General features: G+C 64.5%; 20 protein-coding genes. 8 read left to right on the forward strand and 12 right to left on the reverse strand.

The window, feature by feature from the left end:
• Nucleotides 1-71 precede the first annotated feature (71 nt).
• The 5 genes from IC762_RS23465 to IC762_RS23485 all read right to left on the reverse strand — a co-directional run bounded on the left by IC762_RS23465 (nt 72) and on the right by IC762_RS23485 (nt 3,241).
• Nucleotides 72-665 carry a TetR family transcriptional regulator gene (locus tag IC762_RS23465; RefSeq protein WP_195784577.1) on the reverse strand — a complete coding sequence of 198 codons (594 nt, stop codon included), beginning with the start codon at nt 663-665 and terminating at the stop codon, nt 72-74.
• On the reverse strand, nt 662-799 hold the full coding sequence (locus tag IC762_RS23470; protein ID WP_195784578.1) for a hypothetical protein: 138 nt from the start codon (nt 797-799) through the stop codon (nt 662-664). The genes IC762_RS23465 and IC762_RS23470 overlap by 4 nt, the downstream gene beginning before the upstream one ends.
• Before the next feature lie 390 nt (nt 800-1,189).
• Entirely contained in the window at nt 1,190-1,798 is a 609-nt protein-coding gene (locus IC762_RS23475) for a hypothetical protein (RefSeq protein ID WP_195784579.1), read from the reverse strand.
• Nucleotides 1,791-2,480: a hypothetical protein gene (locus IC762_RS23480; RefSeq protein WP_195784580.1), complete on the reverse strand. Its 690-nt coding sequence runs from the start codon at nt 2,478-2,480 to the stop codon at nt 1,791-1,793. Before IC762_RS23480 ends, IC762_RS23475 begins: the two co-directional genes overlap by 8 nt.
• Nucleotides 2,477-3,241 (reverse strand): MotA/TolQ/ExbB proton channel family protein, encoded by a 765-nt coding sequence (locus IC762_RS23485; RefSeq protein WP_195784581.1) that lies wholly within the window; start codon nt 3,239-3,241, stop codon nt 2,477-2,479. Before IC762_RS23485 ends, IC762_RS23480 begins: the two co-directional genes overlap by 4 nt.
• Nucleotides 3,242-3,495: 254 nt before the next feature.
• On the opposite strand from IC762_RS23485, the gene IC762_RS23490 reads away from it, so the two are divergent.
• The 5 genes from IC762_RS23490 to IC762_RS23510 all read left to right on the forward strand — a co-directional run bounded on the left by IC762_RS23490 (nt 3,496) and on the right by IC762_RS23510 (nt 9,333).
• Nucleotides 3,496-4,869 (forward strand): sensor histidine kinase, encoded by a 1,374-nt coding sequence (locus tag IC762_RS23490; RefSeq protein WP_195784582.1) that lies wholly within the window; start codon nt 3,496-3,498, stop codon nt 4,867-4,869.
• A 1-nt stretch (nt 4,870) separates the two neighbouring features.
• Nucleotides 4,871-5,524 (forward strand): response regulator, encoded by a 654-nt coding sequence (locus IC762_RS23495; RefSeq protein WP_195784583.1) that lies wholly within the window; start codon nt 4,871-4,873, stop codon nt 5,522-5,524.
• A 367-nt stretch (nt 5,525-5,891) separates the two neighbouring features.
• On the forward strand, nt 5,892-7,199 hold the full coding sequence (gene purB, locus IC762_RS23500; RefSeq protein ID WP_195784584.1) for an adenylosuccinate lyase: 1,308 nt from the start codon (nt 5,892-5,894) through the stop codon (nt 7,197-7,199).
• Between the two features lie 8 nt (nt 7,200-7,207).
• The gene (locus IC762_RS23505; protein ID WP_195784585.1) at nt 7,208-8,041 is read left to right on the forward strand and encodes a HEPN domain-containing protein; all 834 of its coding nucleotides are present in this window, start codon (nt 7,208-7,210) and stop codon (nt 8,039-8,041) included.
• Between the two features lie 119 nt (nt 8,042-8,160).
• The gene (locus tag IC762_RS23510) at nt 8,161-9,333 is read left to right on the forward strand and encodes a M20 aminoacylase family protein (protein WP_195784586.1); all 1,173 of its coding nucleotides are present in this window, start codon (nt 8,161-8,163) and stop codon (nt 9,331-9,333) included.
• A gap of 54 nt (nt 9,334-9,387) precedes the next feature.
• Here the strand turns inward: IC762_RS23510 and IC762_RS23515 are convergent, their stop codons facing one another.
• Nucleotides 9,388-11,820 carry a DUF2235 domain-containing protein gene (locus IC762_RS23515; RefSeq protein ID WP_195784587.1) on the reverse strand — a complete coding sequence of 811 codons (2,433 nt, stop codon included), beginning with the start codon at nt 11,818-11,820 and terminating at the stop codon, nt 9,388-9,390.
• A gap of 115 nt (nt 11,821-11,935) precedes the next feature.
• Nucleotides 11,936-12,499 carry a cytochrome b gene (locus tag IC762_RS23520; protein ID WP_195784588.1) on the reverse strand — a complete coding sequence of 188 codons (564 nt, stop codon included), beginning with the start codon at nt 12,497-12,499 and terminating at the stop codon, nt 11,936-11,938.
• Between the two features lie 195 nt (nt 12,500-12,694).
• Here IC762_RS23520 and murI point away from each other — a divergent pair, with 195 nt between their 5' ends.
• On the forward strand, nt 12,695-13,492 hold the full coding sequence (murI, locus tag IC762_RS23525; protein ID WP_195784589.1) for a glutamate racemase: 798 nt from the start codon (nt 12,695-12,697) through the stop codon (nt 13,490-13,492).
• Between the two features lie 28 nt (nt 13,493-13,520).
• Here murI and IC762_RS23530 read toward each other — a convergent pair whose 3' ends face one another.
• The 4 genes from IC762_RS23530 to IC762_RS23545 form a co-directional block, all read right to left on the reverse strand.
• Complete coding sequence (locus tag IC762_RS23530) at nt 13,521-13,958, reverse strand: DUF3147 family protein (protein ID WP_195784590.1); 438 nt, start codon at nt 13,956-13,958, stop codon at nt 13,521-13,523.
• Nucleotides 13,955-14,302 (reverse strand): DUF3147 family protein, encoded by a 348-nt coding sequence (locus tag IC762_RS23535; RefSeq protein ID WP_195784591.1) that lies wholly within the window; start codon nt 14,300-14,302, stop codon nt 13,955-13,957. Before IC762_RS23535 ends, IC762_RS23530 begins: the two co-directional genes overlap by 4 nt.
• Nucleotides 14,299-14,949, reverse strand: coding sequence for a phosphatase PAP2 family protein (locus tag IC762_RS23540; protein ID WP_195784592.1), 651 nt, complete (start codon nt 14,947-14,949; stop codon nt 14,299-14,301). The genes IC762_RS23535 and IC762_RS23540 overlap by 4 nt, the downstream gene beginning before the upstream one ends.
• A gap of 122 nt (nt 14,950-15,071) precedes the next feature.
• Nucleotides 15,072-16,439 (reverse strand): carbohydrate porin, encoded by a 1,368-nt coding sequence (locus IC762_RS23545; RefSeq protein WP_246801184.1) that lies wholly within the window; start codon nt 16,437-16,439, stop codon nt 15,072-15,074.
• Between the two features lie 224 nt (nt 16,440-16,663).
• Between IC762_RS23545 and IC762_RS23550 the strand changes: the two genes are divergently transcribed.
• Entirely contained in the window at nt 16,664-17,470 is an 807-nt protein-coding gene (locus tag IC762_RS23550) for an HpcH/HpaI aldolase family protein (RefSeq protein ID WP_195784594.1), read from the forward strand.
• 34 nt (nt 17,471-17,504) lie between these two features.
• Here IC762_RS23550 and IC762_RS23555 read toward each other — a convergent pair whose 3' ends face one another.
• Nucleotides 17,505-17,684 carry a DUF2934 domain-containing protein gene (locus IC762_RS23555; RefSeq protein WP_195784595.1) on the reverse strand — a complete coding sequence of 60 codons (180 nt, stop codon included), beginning with the start codon at nt 17,682-17,684 and terminating at the stop codon, nt 17,505-17,507.
• Nucleotides 17,685-17,873: 189 nt separating this feature from the next.
• On the opposite strand from IC762_RS23555, the gene IC762_RS23560 reads away from it, so the two are divergent.
• Nucleotides 17,874-18,266, forward strand: coding sequence for a PRC-barrel domain-containing protein (locus tag IC762_RS23560; RefSeq protein WP_195784596.1), 393 nt, complete (start codon nt 17,874-17,876; stop codon nt 18,264-18,266).
• Nucleotides 18,267-18,273 lie beyond the last annotated feature (7 nt).

Genomic DNA, 18,273 nt, shown 5'->3' on the forward strand with positions numbered 1-18,273 from the left:
GACGAGCTGTCGCAGCCTCGGCGAGTTCCATTTCGTCGGCTTGCGATGTGCCGTGAATCAGCCGGCCTGGCTTACTGCTTGCAGACCCGCAGGCCCTTCAGCAGCAGGGCGATCAGCGCGTCGATCCGCGACGGGCATTCCGGCTTGGCCCACTCCTCGGCATGCGCCGGATGATGATAGCGGGCGGTGGCGTCGAACACCGCGCGGGCGGTGACCTTGACGTCGTCGATCTCGAACACGCCTTGCGTCACGCCATCGGTGAGGATCTTCGCCAGCAGATCGACCTGCTTGTCCTTGTATGCCTCCACCACCTCGCGGGCCTCCTGGGCCAGCGCGAGGTAGGTGGCAAACATTTCAGGGTCGTCGCAGACCTTCTTCTGCTTGATCGCAAACATGGTGCGGAGCCATTTCTCCAGCCGCTCCGGCGCCGGGCCGGAACTTGCCGCGAGCCTGCACAGCGGCTCGTTGGCGCGGTCGAGCCAGCGTTTTGCCACCGCGTCGCGCAGCGAGGCCTTGCTGGGAAAATGGCGGTAGACGCTGCCGTGGCTGACATCCAGTGCACGGGCGACGTCGACGACGGTGGCCTTGGCGAGCCCGAAGCGCCTCAATACATCCTCGGTTGCCTCGAGGATCCGCTCGGGTGTCAAAACCACCGCCTCGTTCATGCGTTCACCGTCGTCTGGGTCTCGCCGTCAGTCCCGCGGCTGAATTTGGCGGCCTGGGCAGCCAAATGGCGGGCGACGCGAAGGTTGAGCCACTGTTGAATCTGGGCGGTCAATTGAAAGATTTCTATCGTCATGGAGGTAGTCCTTCGAGGTGGTCAAATCAGGTGTGGCTGACCCCTTCCGACGCCAAACGCGACGGTACAGCCACCGGGCGCGCCCTCCTCCTTGGCGCTGAATGATATATACACCATCGCGCTGACAGATTTCAATATCTGTCAGACAATATTTTGTGAACTGACAGCCATGGCGGCCGGCCGCGAGCAGCGGCTGGCGCGATGCTCCTTTGCATGGGGTTGAACCTCGAAAACGAAAGGGGCCCCGCTCACGCAAGGGCCCCTTCGCCGGGAAAATGGTTTCGCGATGAAAATCTAGCCCCGGATGCCCTTAGACTACACGCTTCAAGAATTTGAGGAATTCCGGATCACTACCGTCTGCTTTGCTGACCAATTCGCAGCGCCGGGAACCTATTGCTGCGCGTCCTTGGGCGGCATCTTGGGCGGCGGCAGCGGGTTGAAGACCGAGCCCTGCGCGCCCGCCGGCGGGGGCACGAACACCCCCGTGGTAGAATCGCCGCCCGAGGTCTCCAGGATGGTCTTGGGGGTGATGTACTCCCGGACCAGGTCCAGGATGGTCCCCTCGCCGCCGCCGAAATCAGCGGCCCTCCCGCCCTGCGGATGGCCGGCCTTGACCTCGGTGTCCGCGGTATGGGTCTGCTCGGCCAGGGCCTCGCTGTAGGGAATGCGGAAGGCACGCGGGATCGCGCTCGGCCGGTTGTCCTCGTCGAGCTCTTCGACCCAGAGGTAGATCGCACCTGGGTCGCCCTCCAGCGAATGCGGCTCCACGATCCGCGTCGCCAGCAGCTTGAAGTTGGCGGGCAACTGCTCGGTCGAGGCCCAGCCGAGCAGGGAGCGCATGCCGCCGAAGCTGACGAAATAGAACGCGCTGGTGACGACGATCGCGACCGCCTTCAGCGACCAGTGCAGCCGGGCGTAGACCAGCACGATCAGCAACAGCGCGCCGATCACGGCATAGGCGACCACGAGGGTGAGGATGATCTGCGAGAGGCTAGTCACGGTCCAAGTTCCTGGTTCCGGAGGCCCTCACGCCGGTTTTCGGATCGACGTCGGCGCCATTGCGCCAACCGCTGCGGAAGGTCTCGAGCAGCGATTTCGGCCGCTGGTCGACATTGATCACCTTGCCCTCGGCATCGAGACGAAACCGCACTGCGGTCTTCTCGTCGCCGGTGTGGTTGACGGTGAGCTTGTCGTCGAAGACCACCTGCGCCGTCGGGTTGAGCTTCTGCACCTTCACATTGGCCTCGACCGGCTCGCCTGTGGTGGCCGAGAAATGCGAGACGTTGACGGTGTATTCGCCGGGGACGATGCCGCGCAGCGTGACGATCTCCTCGCGGATCGGCGAGGCGATCTTCTTGCCGTTGACGACGATGAAATCGTTGGCGCCGCCGCGGTCGTCGCGGTCGAGCGTCAGGAAGCCGGCCTCTCTGTGCCGGTACCAGGCGATGTTGCCGGCGGGATCCTGCACGAACAGGTCGAGATCGTCGGGATGGTTGTCCGGCCAGTCCATCGTGATGATGAATTCCGCCTTCGATTCGATCTTGCCGTCCTTGGAGTCGGGCGACACCGCAAGCAGCGCCAGGAAGAACAGGAAGGCGACCACCTGCAGCGCCTTGAACAGCATGACACCAAGGGGATCGAACGCTTCCTCGCGCGGATAGAGCCCGAACTCGTCCATCATGACGGCGTTCCGAGGCCGCGCTCCAGTGCCGGCGTGACGTGCGTCTCGGTCAGCACGACGGTGTCGGAGAACACCCGCTGGGTCGCGGCATCGAGCATGTAGTACTGGATGCGGACCAGGATCGATCCGATCAGCCCGGCCAGCGTGGTGTACATCGCGACCGCCATGCCGTCGCTCATCAGCCCCATCGACGACTTCATCGCGACCTTGTCGGCGGCATCGAGGCTCGCGATCGGTGCCAGCATGATGATGAAGCCGATGATGGTACCGAGCAGGCCGAGCTTCATCAGCGTGTCGGAGACGAAGGCGCCGAAGCCGTTGGAGCCGCGCAGGCGATCGGCCAGGGTGCGCAGCAGCAGCGTCTGGTCGATCGGCCCCTTGACCTGCGCGGCAGCCTTCTGAATCAGACTCTTGATGTGGTCGGTGACGAGGCCGCGCGGCAATCCGCGCGCATCGGCGGCCAGTGCTGCGGCACCTTCGGGCCTGGCGAGGATCGCGCGACAGTCGCGCGCCACCTCCCCTTCGCGGGCGATCGCCCGCGTCCGCCAGAAGCAATGGACGCAGGTTGCGACGTAAAGCGCGGCAATCACGCTGGAGATGTAGGTGCGGTCGGAACGCACCATCAGCGCGATCAGCCCGTAGCGCCAGAGCAGGAACGCGGCGAAGATCGAGAGACCCGTGAAGATCATCCAGAGCAGCAGCACGCTGCGCTCCGCCGTCCCCGTGCCGGCTGATGCGGCAGCGCCGACCTTGGCACTCATGCTGCGTTAGCTCCCGTCAATCGTTCCCAGAGGTCTGGCGCCTCGCCCATCGTTAGAGCAGACGCCGCAACCGCCGTCCAAAGAGATCTGCCCAAATTCCTTTGGGCAAATTGCCCGATCTGCATGGCCTCTCACGGTTGCAATTGGCGGGGAACACGGGTGCTGTTACGCTCCGGCTTCGCCTTTGAGCACGATGCTGTCGGAAAACCGCCTCGCACCTTTCCGGATCATGCTCTAGCCGCGGAGTGGATCGCATGCGCCTCGTGCTTCAACTGGTCGCCCGCCTGCTCGTCATCGTCGCCCTGTGCCTCGGAGCTGCCACCATCTGGGCCACGATCGATGCCTATCGCAGCGTCGATCGCGCCACCTCGGCCTCCGCCGAACGGGTTTCGCAGGCGCTCGAAGCGCTGTACTGGCGCGAATTGCTGCTGCGCAGCAACCGGATGCGCGAACAATTGCTGCCGGCGCCGGACTGGCGCACCATCGAGACCATGGGGCTGATCGCGCCCGGCATCTGCGTGCAGTTCGAACCGGCCGGCGCGTTCGAGAAGCCGCTTTGCGGCCAAAGCAAGGGCATCGGCAAGGCGCCACCGCGCTGGTTCGCCGCCACCGTGCAGACGGTGCTTGGCGAGCACGCCACCATCGAGCGGCCGATCAGCGCCCGCGCAGCAACCGCGGGAACCGTCCGCGCCACCCCGGATCCGGCCGCGGCGATCGCGCTGGCCTGGCAGCACATCCTGGACAACATCCACGTCGCGCTGCTGATGGCGCTGGCGATCGCGCTGCTCGCCTCGCTCGCTATCGCACACACGCTGGCGCCGGCCCGCTCGATCGTGACGGCGCTGCAGCGCATGGCCGATGGCGAGTACCGGACACCGCTGCCGCGGATCCGCTCGATGGAGCTCGCGATGATCGGACAGGCGGTCAGCGAGCTCGGCGACCGCCTTGCGGAGGCCCAGGAGGAGCGCGCCGTGCTGACCCGGCGGCTGCTCGAGATCCGCAACGACGAACGCCGTGCGCTGGCCCGCGAGCTGCACGACGAGTTCGGCCAGAACCTCACCGCGATCCTCGCCTTCGCCACCACGATCGAGGCCAGCGCCGGCGACAAATACGCCGACGGCACCGAGATAGCGCAGGATGCGCGGATGATCTCACAGGCCACGCGCCGCATCATCGCCTGCCTGCGCGATACGCTGAACCGGCTGCGCCATCCGCCGGCAGAGGAGCTGGGGCTCGAGGCGAGCCTGGTCGATCTCGTCGATAGCTGGCGCTCGCGCGCCGCGACCCGGCCGTTGATCCAGCTCGACCTGCAGGGCGATCTCGCCGACATCAGCGGCACGGTCGCCACCACCGCTTACCGCGTCGCGCAGGAATGCCTGACCAATGCCCTGCGCCACAGCGCGGCGCGCGAGATCGTGCTGCGGATCGAGCGACGCACCGGCGCTGAGAACGCGCTGCTGGTGCGGGTGGAAGACGATGGCGGCGGCGACGCGGCCAAGGTGGCGCAATCGGCCGGCTTCGGCCTCACCGGGGTCAGCGAGCGCGTCGCCGCGCTCGGCGGCTCGCTGTCGATCGCACGCGCCAGCCGTGGCCTCTCCGTCGCGGCCACGATTCCGCTCGCCGCCTGAGATGACCGCGGCGAAAACCCGGGGCATCTCGATCCTGCTGGTCGACGACCATCCCGTCGTCCGCCAGGGATATCGCCGCGTGCTAGAGCACCAGGACGATTTTCGCGTCGTCGCCGAGGCCGACAATGCGGCCGGCGCCTATCGCGAGTTCAAGTCGCACGCACCCGACGTGGTGGTGATGGACATCTCGATGCCCGGTGCGAGCGGGCTGGAGGCGATCAGGAACATCCGCGCCCGCGACGCCGCCGCCCGCATCCTGGTCTTCAGCATGCACAGCGAGGCGGCGCAGGTGAAGGCCGCGTTCGGCGCCGGCGCCAGCGGCTTCGTCACCAAGGGCAGCGAGCCGGCCGAGCTGATCACAGCGATCCGCTCGGTGGCGCGCGGCGAGCACGCGATGAGCGACGACGTCGCCCGGGTGCTGGCGCTGGAGAGCCTGGTGCCGAGCAAGTCGGCGCTCGACCAGCTCGGCGAGCGCGAGATCGAGATTCTTCGGCAGCTCGCCGCCGGCAGCACCAAGGAGCAGATCGCCGAAAATCTCAACCTCTCGACCAAGACCGTGCAGAACTACCACTATCTGATCAAGGCCAAGACCGGGATGCGGACCGACGCCCAGCTGGTCCGGCTGGCGGTCGAATGCGGGCTGGCGAATCTGTAGCCGGCTGCGTCCCCTTGCTCTCTCTTCGCCGAAGCCTGCCTCCGGGCGAAGGCGGACGCGGCTCCGCCAAAAATGTCGAAAACAACCCCATGCAAAGGAGCTGGCGGCGGTCAGCGTCCGACCCGGCAGTGTCCGACCCGGCTGTTGACACGTCGGGCAACTCAGGGGTATTTTCCAATAATCAGAAATCATGGACCACCTCGCCCAGCGGCGCGGCGGGGGGGCGGCGACGCGCAATTCGGACCGGTTTTCCCCGCCAAATCCACCGTTTGGGTGGCCTCCGCGGCCCCGATTTGCTAAAGCACGGCGTAAAAAACAAATCGGCCGGGAGTCGCCTCGCGCGCCCCGCCCCCCTTCGGAGTTTTCGATGATCCCCCGCTACACCCGCCCGGAAATGGCCTCCATCTGGGAGCCGCAGACGCGTTTCAAGATCTGGTTCGAGATCGAGGCGCATGCCGCCGACGCGCAGGCCGAGCTCGGCGTGATCCCGAAGGAGGCGGCGCGGACGATCTGGGCCAAGGCCAAGGATGCGACCTTCGACGTGGCGCGGATCGACGAGATCGAGCGCGAGACCAAGCATGACGTCATCGCCTTCCTGACCCATCTGGCCGAAATCGTCGGCCCCGAGGCGCGCTTCGTGCACCAGGGCATGACTTCGTCCGACGTGCTCGACACCACCCTCAACGTCCAGCTCAAGCGCGCTGCCGACCTGCTGCTCGCTGACCTCGATAAAGTGCTGGCCGCGCTGAAGACGCGCGCCTTCGAGCACAAGATGACGCCGACCATCGGCCGCTCCCACGGCATCCATGCCGAGCCCGTCACCTTTGGGCTCAAGCTCGCCTACGCCCATGCCGAGTTTGCCCGCGCCCGCGCCCGCCTGGTCGCCGCGCGCGACGAAATCTCGACCTGCGCGATCTCGGGCGCGGTCGGCACCTTCGCGCAGATTGATCCGCGGGTCGAAGAGCACGTTGCCAAGGCGATGGGCCTGCGGCCCGAGCCGGTCTCGACGCAGGTGATCCCGCGCGACCGCCACGCGATGTATTTTGCCACCCTCGGCGTGATCGCAGCGTCAGTCGAGCGGTTGGCGGTCGAGATCCGCCATCTGCAGCGCACCGAGGTGCTGGAGGCCGAGGAATTCTTCTCCGAAGGCCAGAAGGGCTCGTCGGCGATGCCGCACAAGCGCAACCCGGTGCTGTCGGAAAACCTGTCCGGTCTGTCGCGCATGGTACGCGCCTATGTGACGCCGGCGTTCGAGAACGTCGCGCTCTGGCACGAACGCGACATCTCGCACTCCTCTGCCGAGCGCATGATGGCGCCCGACGCCACCGTGACGCTCGACTTCGCGCTGGTCCGCCTCGCCGGCCTGATCGAGAAGCTACTGGTGTACCCTGCGAACATGCAGAAGAACCTCGACCGTCTCGGAGGTCTCGTGCATTCGCAACGCGTGCTGATCGCGCTGACGCAAAAGGGCGCCAGCCGCGAGGACGCCTACAAGTTCGTGCAGCGCAACGCGATGCCGGTGTGGCGCGGCGAAGGCGACTTCCTGACGCTGCTGAAGCAGGATGCCGACGTGAAGAAATACATGACGGACGCCGAGCTCGAGGAGAAGTTCGATCTCGGCTATCACTTCAAGCACGTCGACACGATCTTCAAGCGGGTGTTCGGGGAAAGTTGATACCAGCCATGATCTATTGGTATTGGCGCTACATACCTTGTAGGGGCGTCAAGCTGGAGTTCGACAAATTCGCTATATACCCTGACGGCGACCCAGCTCTCGTCTATCTTTATCGGAGGGATGCCAAACAACGCATTGGGATCAAACTAAAGCACATCCGCGAAGGTCGGGAAACATTCAAGAAAATTGACGGCGTAGACTTCGAAATCGCGCTACGGAGCCCGAACGGCGATGGAACGTTTGAATTCGATCCTGTGCATGTTTTTTCATTCTTGCTTATGATCAAGACTGGCGGCTGGATTAACGCACCTGCGATTCTTAACGTCTCAATGCTCGACCAAGATTTTGAGTGCCACGACATTTTTTGCATGCCGTTTATTGAGGCCAGCCCTACTCACTATCAAGATATAGCGCTGACGAACGAGGACGCTATCTGGATCAAAGCCAACATGGCTACGGCGCTGCGTTTCACAAAGAAGGCAATGTTTCAAAATGCAATGCAAGCCCTAACGTCATTTCACTGCGTTCCCTACGCGAACGTCGCTCTTCTGCTCGCTTGGAGTGGCCTCGAGGCGCTGTTCAGGACAGAAACTGAGCTGTCTTTCCGCCTCTGCCTCTACATCGCCAATCTCCTAAAGAGTGGATCAGAGCGAGAAGAAATGTTTGAACGCCTCCGACAAAGCTACAATGCTCGTTCAAAAGTCGCCCATGGTTCAGGAGCGCGACTGGCTGAGTTGCCGGAATTGGCCTACTTCACCCGAGACGTGCTGCGTTCGTGCTTGGCAAAATGCATCGAGCTCGGTCATTTTCCAGAACCGAAGAAATTGATCTTTGGTGACTAGTCGCAGCGTGCGTGGTTGGCCGGATTTGGCTATGCGCAATCTGAGATTTGCCGTTGGAGACGCAGCGCGTTACGCTACACTAATCCGCCCTACGAATTCACAAGAAACGGACTGCTCCCATGCCGATCGTCAACCGCGTTGCCGCCCTCTCCGATGAAATGGCTGCCTGGCGCCATGACTTCCACGAGAACCCCGAACTGCTCTACGAGGTGCATCGCACCGCCGGCATCGTCGCCGACAGGTTGCGCGAGTTCGGCTGCGACGAGGTGGTGACCGGCATCGGCCGCACCGGGGTGGTCGGCGTGATCCGTGGCCGCAAGAACGGCTCGGGCAAGACCATCGGGCTCCGCGCCGACATGGACGCGCTGCCGATCGAGGAGGCCGCCGACGTGCCCTACGCCTCGAAGGTCCCCGGCAAGATGCACGCCTGCGGCCATGACGGCCACACCGCGATGCTCCTGGGTGCCGCAAAGTATCTCGCCGAGACCCGCAATTTCGACGGCACTGCGATCGTGATCTTCCAGCCGGCCGAGGAAGGCGGCGCCGGCGGCAAGGCAATGGTCGAGGACGGGCTGATGACGCGCTGGGGCATCCAGGAGGTCTACGGCCTGCACAACATGCCCGGCCTGCCCGAAGGCCATTTCGCCACCACGCCGGGCCCGATGCTCGCCTCCTCCGACACCGTGCAGATCACGATCCGCGGCAAGGGCGGCCATGCCGGTGCCGCGCCGCACCAGGCCGTCGACAGCGTCCTGATCGGCGCCCAGGTCATCAACGCGCTGCAGTCGATCGTGTCGCGCAATGTCGATCCGCTGAAGTCGGCGGTGATCTCGATCACCATGTTCGAGGCCGGCACCGCCTTCAACGTCATCCCGGAAACGGTCAAGCTCGGCGGCACCGTGCGCACGCTCGCCCCGGAGGTACGCGATCTGGTCGAGCGCCGGATCGGCGAAGTCGCCGACAGCATCGCGCGCGCCTATGGCGGATCGGCGGAGACGAAATACACAAGGCTCTATCCGGCCACCGTGAACCATCGGCGCGAGGCCGGCATCGCTGCCGAGATCGCCCGCGACGTGGTCGGCGCAGACCGCGTCGACGAGAACCTGACGCCGGTGATGGGCGGCGAGGATTTCGCCTTCATGCTGGAAGCGCGCCCTGGCGCCTTCGTCTTCCTCGGCATGGGCGAAGGCCCGATGTGCCACCACCCGGCCTACAAGTTCAACGACAACATCCTCGGCCACGGCGCCTCCTACTGGGTGCGCCTGGTCGAGAAGCAGATGCCGGCGGGATAGCCACGCGCGTCATCGTTGGCTCCGGCGAGGCATCCGACAACGGCCTCGCCGGGCTCAATTCGGCTTGAGCGCGATCGTCATGTCCGCGGTACCCTTGTTGTTCTTGTAGAAGTAATCGAGCCCGATCCAGTTGATGATCGCGTCGTTGACGTAGACGAAAACCTCGCCGCTTTGCTTCGCAGTGAAACTCGTCTTGTAGTGCGTCGGCGCTCCCGTGCATTGGCAATCGACACTTTCAAACGGCAACACCATTTCGCCGAAGCCGCTGCCGCCGATCCGGATCACGGTTGCAAGCCAGTTCGAGGCGACCAGACGTCTGTAAGGCAGGCCACTGGTCATGAGCCAGTTCGCTTTGTCGGATCCGAAGCCATTCGGCCCGGTCGCGATTCCCTTCTGTTGGGGATCGGGTCCGACATCCTCCCAAGGCTCGTTGACGGTCAGCGTGACGTCGTAGGTCTGCCCTTTCGTGACCTTCATCCCGGTCGCGGTACAAAGTGCACTGGTTGCAAACGCAGCGTGCTGAGGGTCCTTCGTCACTTCGGCGGGCGCCTTGCCGGCCGCGCAAACATGGCCGGTCGCATCATAGGCGACGAACGACACCCGGCTGACCGCCGAGGCCGTGTACCACACCAGCACCAGCAGCATGCCGAGAATGACGAGAGCGAAGACCGACGGCAGGGTCCAATGGGTGAGGACGTAGTACATCGCCTTGTAGGGTCCGGCGCTACGCAGCCGGTAGATACGGCTGTCCGGCGGCGCCGCGGCTTGGGTGTCGGGCGTCCGCCAGATCGATCGCATGCGGTCGCGGATCCGCCCCTGCATCGCAGTGCCGTAGATCGTCAACAGCCCGACGAACACCAGTCCGGCGAACAGCCGTTCCGGCCCCTCCCGGAATGCATCCAGCCACGGCTTCAGAAGACCCGGCAGGTAGTTCGCCACAACATCGACGGCCGGAATCAGGAACGCGAACGGGCTTCCCGCACCGAGCCCCGGACACCAGCGCTGCAGCAGCGGCATGCAGAACAGGACCAGCAGGCCGAACATGTTGGCGAAATAGGCGACACGCCGCTTCCAGACGAGGTCAAAGACCTCCTCCTGCCGGTTGGCCCGCCGTTGCGCCTGATCCGGCGTCTCGCGGACGTGACTGCGAATGGCTCCGGACTTGTCGGTGACGCCGTAGTCCCCCGGAATCACGATCGGCACATAGCCGTCGGTGCCATGATCGATCCGATCGAACACGCCTTGATGGATCTTGGGATCCGGCCGCGGCAGCACCTCCGCGTTCTCGTCGACGAGCTGACGTTTGACGTCGTGTTCGGTGTCGGGCTCGTTGTTGAAGAGCTGCTTGATGTGGCGCCAATCGCCTTTCACCGACAACCGGTAAGGCGCCAGGCTGTAGATGTCGGCAAGCTTGCGCGGCTTGTAGCGGTAGTATGAGCCGAACCCGCGCCGGGAGTCGTTGAGCTTGTCGAAGCGGTTGGCCAGCGGCGCGTATTGCGCGGTTTGCGCGTCGCAGAGCAGAAGCCCATAGACCCGCGCGCGAGCGATCATCCAGTCGAGCGTGAAGTAGGACAGCCCGTCCTGCGGATAGCCGCCGCCGACGTCGGAGTGGACGCCGACGAACCAGACCTGGCTGACGCGCTCCTCGTCGATCGGCGCGAGCCGTCCGTTCTCGACCCGCGGCGGCGCCCAGCCATCCATCATCGGAACGAGCTGGCGATGAGGCGCGCCGTCTTTGGCCGGCGCCTTGACGTAACGCTCGTCCCACAGCACCGGCTTGAACGCGTCGCGCTCCTCTTCGATCGCGAGCGCTTGGCAGGCGCGCTGGATCTTGCGGTTCATGAAGCGGTCGGGCAGCGAGAGCGGCCAGTACCAGTAGTCGATGGCGCGCACGATCTCGTCGATCGGTCCGCCATAGGCATCGACGGTGTCCCACACACCGAGGAATTCGATTCGGTCGACGGCAACGAACTGCTGCTCGATGTCCTGATAGCGCGGCTTGCCCATCAATGCGTGGCTGAAGAAGTCGCGGATCGCGCGCAGCACATGCAGATGGAAGCGCGCCATGGTCTTGGCCGTTCCCATCCTGCGGTATTCCCGATAGGCGACGATCGCCCACGCCCTCAGATCGGCCTCGCTGCCGTTGTACGGCGCAAGGCCGATCGTGGCGATGAAGCCCGCGACCACGCGCATGGTGAAGGATCCGCGGCTGAAACCGAAACCGAAGATGCGGTCGCCCGGCCGGTAGTTGCGGCTGCAGAAGCAATAGATGTCGAGGATGTTGCGCTTCAGGCCGATGCCGAAGATGCCGGTGATCGCCGCCCACCATTTGAACGACGAGGTGCCGACACCGTCGTCGTAGAACGCCACCTGCTTGGCGGCATCCCGCAGATCGAGCGCCTGGAACAGCCGCCAGACGTTGGTCTTGAAGATCTTTGCGGAGCTGTTTCCCGTCCCGTCGGACAGGAGGACAATATTCTTTGGCATCGATGCTTCCGCCTGAAAAATCGCAAAAGCGGCATGCTTGCCTGAAATTGCCCTGCAGGCAAGACACAATCAGAAGGAGAGCGGGCTAAATTGTCGCGGACGGCCCGGTGCCGTCTCAGCTCGCGCCGTCCGCCTGCCCGGCGCCGACCATTCGCGCCGCGACGCGGTCGCGTCTGACGAAGTGATGGTAGGCGACCGCGAGCAGATGCAGCGCGACCAGCGCCATCAGCACATAGGCGAAGAAGATATGGCGGTGCTCGAAGGCATCCGCCGCCGCCTTGTCGGGCGAGGTGATCTGCGGCACGTGGAACAGGCCGAAGAAGCTGGAATAGTCGGGCGTGCGGGAACCGGAATGAGCCCAGCCCAACAGCGCCACCAGGATGGTGACGAGATAGAGCGCGATGTGGCTGACACGCGCGGCGATGCGCTGCCAGGTGGGGATATCGGCCGGCAGTTCCGGCGTCGGATTGACGCCGCGCCAGACCAGCCGGAGCACGGTCAGGAGCAGCACCAGATAGCCGATATCGGCGTGGATCGAGCGGTAGAAGTAGCGGTCCGCCCGCGCCGGGAAATGGTTCATCCACCAGCCATAGGCCAGCATGCCGATGATGGCGATGCCGAGCACCCAATGGAACGCGCGGGCGAGCGAGCCCCAGTTCGCAGCGGTATTGCGGATCATTGGCCAGGCCCCCCTGCGGCCCTCGTTCGGATTTTGTACGCCACGGCAATGGCTTGCCCTAATAGTTACAGCTATCGGTCAAGCCTATATGAAATTCCCCGATTTCACCGCCTTGTGTCGTCGCCTTGTCGCCCCGGGCCGCCGGGAGGCCAAAAACAACTGAATGGTAACCCTGGTTCGGATAGGATTTTGCACGTGGCAGGCCCCCCAACCATCCTCGTCTTCGATTCCGGCCTCGGCGGCCTGACGGTGCTGCGCGAGATCGTTCGCGCCCGGCCGGACGCGCATTATGTCTATGTCGCCGACGACGCCTTCTTTCCCTACGGCCACCATACCGAGGAGGAGATCATCGCCCGCGTCGTGCCGCTGGTCGGCGATTTGATCGCGGCGCATGCGCCCGACCTCGTCGTGATCGCCTGCAATACCGCTTCCACGCTGGTGATGTCGCACCTGCGCGATGCCTATTCCCTGCCCTTTGTCGGCACCGTGCCGGCGATCAAGCCGGCCTGCGCCTCATCGAAGACGCGGCGCGTCTCGGTGCTCGGCACCAAGGGGACCGTGAAGCGGGAATACACCCGCAAGCTGATCTCGGATTTCGCGCAAGGTTGCGAGGTGACCTTGGTCGGCTCCGGCGAGCTCGCCTCGCTCGCGGAAGCCGCGCTCAGCGGGCAGACCGTGCGCGACGCTGACATCGCCGCCGAGCTCGCGCCCTGCTTCATCGGCCACGGTGCCGATGATCCCGCCCGCACCGACACCGTCGTGCTCGCCTGCACGCATTATCCGCTGCTTCTGGAACGGCTGACGAGGCTCGCACCCTGGCCGGTCGACTGGATCGACCCGGCGCCCGCGATCGCCCGCCGCGTCGCCGACCTGCTCGGCCCGGTTGGCGGCGAGAGCGACACGGCCGGCGCCGAGATGATCTTCACCTCGAAGCGCCCGCACGAGCTGACCGCGGCGCTGACGCCGTTTTTCGGCGGCCGCGTCCCCGCCTGAGCCATTCCAGCGGCGACCACTGCCCCCGTCACGTCCGCGGACCTGATCGGATCTTGCGCCGCACGTACCAGGCCGTCACCGAGACGATTAGCCAGGCAAGCGAGGCGCCGATGAAGGCGCCGGCGATGCTGCGTTCGACCGTGACCGAGAAGACCAACGCAAAGGCCAGCATGCCGAGTGCTCCGAGCGCGGCGCCGGCGGCGTCAAGCGCGGCTGCCTGCTGCCCGCGCCGTTCACCGTTGAGGCCGGCGTCTCGCTTGCGGCGGATTTCATGCTTCTCGATCAGGGTTGCGCTGGCGCAGAAGATCGCAGGAAGGGCAAGAAACACGCCGCCGGCGGAGGCTCCGTAACGACTGCCGACGAGGCCGGTGAAGACCGTCGCACCACCGCCGAGCACGAAACGGATCAGATATTCGTACCAACGGCCTTCCCTGAGGGAGGATGGCGAGCAGCGGATCGGCGTCATGCCCGGCCTCCGGCGAGGCTCAGGAGCCCGAAGGCAACGACCAGCCAAATGACGAGCGACAATGACGTTGCGGCCGCGGCGCGCAATCTCGTGCGAGTGAGGAGATGGCAGACGACGACGCTGTAGACGGCAAGCGCGATTGCGCCTGCCATCATCGCTCGGCCCTGCAGGCCGGCATAATCGGCGCCGTGCCGATAGACGGCGATGGCGAGCGTGGCCAGCGCCACGGACGGCGCCGCGCCGAACAGACCGGCGAAGCTCTTGGGACGCATCACGTCGCCAAGGATGGCGAAGGCCGATACGACCACGCCGCCGAGGAGAAAACGGATGACGTATTCGGTCATTTCGCTTCGGTCCGCAGTTTCGATTGCGACCTGGCCTGCTTTGCAGCGTCGGCGGGATAGCCGGTCCATAATCGCAGTGACCGTTCAAGCACCGCGCCCAGCGCAAATCCCGCCGCCACGTCGCTCGCCCAGTGCGCCAGAACCGCAATGCGAGTTAGCGAGAGCCCGACCGCAAGCGCCCGGATGACCCGGCGGGGACCGGCCGGCAACGCCCCCGCCGCGGATGCGAGCGCGCCCATGTGCAGCGCGTGACCGGATGGAAAAGCATCTTCGCGCTTGCCGGAGAAGGAGATGCCGTGGACATGGCCGACGACGGTTCGACGATCGGGTCGGGTCTGATCGAACAGGATTTTCAGGGCGTGTGGAAATAGCGACGCCGCGAGCGTCACCAGCAGCGCGTGGTTGCCGGCGCACCGCAGTTCCTCGCTGCGCCCGCGCGACGCAAGCCATCCGGCCGCGGCGAGAACGAGCAGGACCTTCTCGTCCGCGCCCCAGGTCAAGGCCCGCGCGATCTGCTCGGGAGCGGGCGCGGTATCGCGGGCAATCGTCCGTGCGATCGCGACGTCCGCGCCGGTCGGCCGGACTTTGATCGGAAAGGTTCGCCCACCGCGAGGGCGGCTTGCTCGGATACCGATGGCAGTGCGCATGGCTCTCAGGCTGAAAGTCAGGTTCCTTTCCAACGCACCAACTGCCGTCCTGATCCAACGCGCTGGAATAGAGCATCCAGCAACGCTCGGCCGCGCCGCGGTCTTCCAGGAATGGCGACCGCTTAGAATTTGACGACTGCGCGCAATCCCAGGACCGTTGCATCCCCAAGATGTTTGCCGCGCAATACGCCGAGCGGATCAGTCGCACCGCCGCCGGGACGATGGATGAACTGGACATTGGGCTGAAGCGCGAGCCCTGGCTGGACTTCATACTGATAGGCGGCAGTCAACAGGGTTTCGGAACTGCGCAGAGGCCACCCGATCCCCTCGATCGACTGAAAGTCGCGGTCGAGCGCCTGGGCACGCGGCGACACGCGTGCATAGGCCGCCGCCATCCCGAACTTGTCGTGCGGCCTGCTGTCATCGAGCCCGACGAATTCGAGACCACCATCGGCATAGACGTCGATGAGGTTGCGGTCCGGCGGACTGTAGGACGCCCGCGCGAAGATGCCGATGCCCCGGTCATTGTCCGAGCCGACACGGAACAGCTTCTGCTCGAAAACTGCGTAGACGCCGTAATCTCCGGTCAAGCCCGCGGCCGTTCCGGCGCTTGCGGGATCCGCCAGCGAAAGACCCGAGCTATCGAACCGTTCGTCCGCGAAAGCGCCAAAATGCCGCCAGCCGCCGATCTTGAATTTGCCGGCGAGGCCTGGATCGCCCTTCTTCGTATGCCACTGGAATTGAGCCTCGTAGAGCAATAAAGGTGGGTCGTTGACCCGGAAGTTCACGCCATACCTGTCGCGCAGTTGCGGATCGTTGGTGCCGGGTCCGGCGGCGTTGCCGTCGAATAGCGCGCCGATCAGGGTGAGATTGTCGGTCGCATCGGCGCGCAGGCGTGCGCCCATCGTTGCGAGCGGTGGCGATGGTCCGCCGCTCGGCAAATCGAGCGACGCGCCGGCCGGCCAGCCGAGCGAGGCATTGGTGAAAACGTCGGTGTATTTCGACGTCATGAACTCCGTGTCGGCGGCAAGCTGCCCCGCACGCAGGGCAATCTTGTCACCCCATTTTTTCTCGATCCAGACCTCGTAGAGCCGCGTCGTCGGCAGCGCCTCGATGCCGCTGACGTCCAGGTCATTGAACAGCGCTCCACGCGAGAGGCCGCCGCCGTCGATCTGAAAGACATTGGCGTGAAAGGCCAGCTGCTTGAGGCCAATCAGCTTCTCGAAATCGACATCGACCGCGAAATTGATGCGGTCCTCGTAGACGGCGCTCTGCTTCGCGCCACCGACCGGGTTGCCGAGCACTTCGCCAATGTAGGTGACCGCGAACTTGATGCCCTGCTTGCCGAACGGATTGGGCAATAGACCCAGCGTTGCTTCCTCGACCGTGCTTTCCCCTGTATCGGGATCCGCCGGCTTGAGGTCGTCGGTCTTCTTGTCCTCCTGCGCAAGCCCCGGCCCGCAGAGCAGGACCAGAGCCACGACAATCATCCAAGAGCGCATATCGCCGCCACCTCAGGAGTGGCGGTCATGTTGCAGCCTCAGGCTCGAACGCGCAATGCCGTCGATCTGACCGAACCGACGATCGGATTAACACATGATAATTTAAGGCCGGTGATTTTCCCTTTCTTCCGATTTTTCATTTTCGCGAAGCGACGCGAGCCGCGGAACCCGGCGCCTCGACAATGGAGCGCATACCGGCGCATACTGAGCCGATGCCAAGCCGCTCGGATGGAGGGTTGCATTTGACGCCGACACCGCCGACGCCGCTCAACCGCCTGCGCAAGCAGTGGCGCGAGAAGCGCCCGACCTTCGGTGCGATCGCGACCATTCCGAGCATCCAGACCGTGCAGATCATGGCGCAGTCGCTCGACTGGATCATCGTCGACCTCGAGCACGGCCCGATCGATCTCTCCGCCGCGCATGCGATGATCGTCGCGACGTCGGGCACGCCATGCGTGCCGATGGTGCGGATCGCAGCCAACGAGCCACATCTCGCCAAGGCACCGATGGATATCGGCGCGCTCGGCATCAATTTTCCGATGATCTGCAACGCGGAGGATGCGGCGAAGGCGGCCCGCAGCGTGCGCTACCCGCCGAAGGGCGACCGGCTCTGGGGCCCGTTCCACGCGCCGTTCCGCTGGGGTGTCTCCATGAACGACTACATGGCGACATCGGACGACGACATGATCTGCATGATCACGATCGAACATGTCGAGGCCGTGAACCGGATCGACGAGATCATGGCGACCCCCGGCATCGATCTCGCCGTGATTGGCCCCGGCGACCTCGCCACCTCGATCAACAAGCGCGGCCTGCCCGACGACCCCGATGTGGTGGCGCTGATGCAGCGCGCCGAGGACGGCATCCTGAAGAGCGGCGTGCCGATCGGCGGCGTCGCGCGCACCGCAGATCAGGCCAATGCGATGATCGACCGCGGCTACCTCGCGCTTGCGCTCGGCTTCGACTGGTCGCTGTTCCAGCGCGGCATCGCGGCCGCATTCGCCGGCATCAGGCGCTGAGCCAGCGTAGCGGCGGCAAAGCGGCGATGCAGGATCAAGCCGGAATCGTGCGGCTGTTTGGCTGATCCGGTTGCGTCGGTGCGTCAGGGCTCTCGCTCTCCGCGTTCAGCTCCACCTCGGCAGCGTGCCAGAACTCGGCATCCCTGCCTTCAGGTCGCCCGGCCTGGTCCCACAGTCGATACGCGTAGTCTCTGATCTGCTCTTCGGTCGCCATGCGTGATCTTCCCCTTGCGCACGGTCCCGCCTTGGGGGCTAAGGGGCTTGAAGCGGGACCGTGCAGGCAAGGTCTTCGAAAAGAGCCTCGCCGGTAAGTTAACCCGCCACCTCGACGAAGTTCCTAAATCGCAGGAACTGCGGTGCGCCACGCCGGTTGAATGATCCCAACTTCCAAGAGGAGACAACAATGAAGAAAATCGCCGCAGGAATTGCTTTCGCGTCCATCCTGTCCACCGCCGCTTATGCAGCCACCACGACGATGTCGGCGGCCCCGTCGGAGAGCTGGACGGTCAGCAACTACTACAAGCAGTCGATCTACGATCCGAAGGAAAGCAAGATCGGCGATGTCGACGACGTGCTCGTCAACAAGCAGGGACAAATCACCGGGCTCGTGGTCGGCGTCGGCGGATTTCTCGGCGCGGGCGAAAAGGATGTCATCGTGCCGTTCACCGCAGTGAAGACGCAGAAGAAGAACGACAAGTGGTGGCTCACGCTCGACCAGACCAAGGATGATCTGAAGAAGGCGCCCGGCTTCACCTACGACAAGGCGAGCACCACCTGGGTGCCCGAGAAGAAGTAAACCGAAG

This window comes from Bradyrhizobium genosp. L, from assembly GCF_015624485.1.
GTDB lineage: Bacteria > Pseudomonadota > Alphaproteobacteria > Rhizobiales > Xanthobacteraceae > Bradyrhizobium.

Excerpts from the sequence above, each read along its gene's own strand:
- IC762_RS23465 (WP_195784577.1), bottom strand. The coding sequence starts at position 665 with ATGAACGAGGCGGTGGTTTTGACACCCGAGCGGATCCTCGAGGCAACC.
- IC762_RS23470 (WP_195784578.1), bottom strand. The coding sequence starts at position 799 with ATGACGATAGAAATCTTTCAATTGACCGCCCAGATTCAACAGTGGCTC.
- IC762_RS23480 (WP_195784580.1), bottom strand. The coding sequence starts at position 2,480 with ATGATGGACGAGTTCGGGCTCTATCCGCGCGAGGAAGCGTTCGATCCC.
- IC762_RS23485 (WP_195784581.1), bottom strand. The coding sequence starts at position 3,241 with ATGAGTGCCAAGGTCGGCGCTGCCGCATCAGCCGGCACGGGGACGGCG.
- IC762_RS23490 (WP_195784582.1), top strand. The coding sequence starts at position 3,496 with ATGCGCCTCGTGCTTCAACTGGTCGCCCGCCTGCTCGTCATCGTCGCC.
- IC762_RS23495 (WP_195784583.1), top strand. The coding sequence starts at position 4,871 with ATGACCGCGGCGAAAACCCGGGGCATCTCGATCCTGCTGGTCGACGAC.
- purB (WP_195784584.1), top strand. The coding sequence starts at position 5,892 with ATGATCCCCCGCTACACCCGCCCGGAAATGGCCTCCATCTGGGAGCCG.
- IC762_RS23505 (WP_195784585.1), top strand. The coding sequence starts at position 7,208 with ATGATCTATTGGTATTGGCGCTACATACCTTGTAGGGGCGTCAAGCTG.
- IC762_RS23510 (WP_195784586.1), top strand. The coding sequence starts at position 8,161 with ATGCCGATCGTCAACCGCGTTGCCGCCCTCTCCGATGAAATGGCTGCC.
- IC762_RS23515 (WP_195784587.1), bottom strand. The coding sequence starts at position 11,820 with ATGCCAAAGAATATTGTCCTCCTGTCCGACGGGACGGGAAACAGCTCC.
- IC762_RS23520 (WP_195784588.1), bottom strand. The coding sequence starts at position 12,499 with ATGATCCGCAATACCGCTGCGAACTGGGGCTCGCTCGCCCGCGCGTTC.
- IC762_RS23530 (WP_195784590.1), bottom strand. The coding sequence starts at position 13,958 with ATGACGCCGATCCGCTGCTCGCCATCCTCCCTCAGGGAAGGCCGTTGG.
- IC762_RS23535 (WP_195784591.1), bottom strand. The coding sequence starts at position 14,302 with ATGACCGAATACGTCATCCGTTTTCTCCTCGGCGGCGTGGTCGTATCG.
- IC762_RS23540 (WP_195784592.1), bottom strand. The coding sequence starts at position 14,949 with ATGCGCACTGCCATCGGTATCCGAGCAAGCCGCCCTCGCGGTGGGCGA.
- IC762_RS23545 (WP_246801184.1), bottom strand. The coding sequence starts at position 16,439 with ATGATTGTCGTGGCTCTGGTCCTGCTCTGCGGGCCGGGGCTTGCGCAG.
- IC762_RS23550 (WP_195784594.1), top strand. The coding sequence starts at position 16,664 with ATGCCAAGCCGCTCGGATGGAGGGTTGCATTTGACGCCGACACCGCCG.
- IC762_RS23555 (WP_195784595.1), bottom strand. The coding sequence starts at position 17,684 with ATGGCGACCGAAGAGCAGATCAGAGACTACGCGTATCGACTGTGGGAC.
- IC762_RS23560 (WP_195784596.1), top strand. The coding sequence starts at position 17,874 with ATGAAGAAAATCGCCGCAGGAATTGCTTTCGCGTCCATCCTGTCCACC.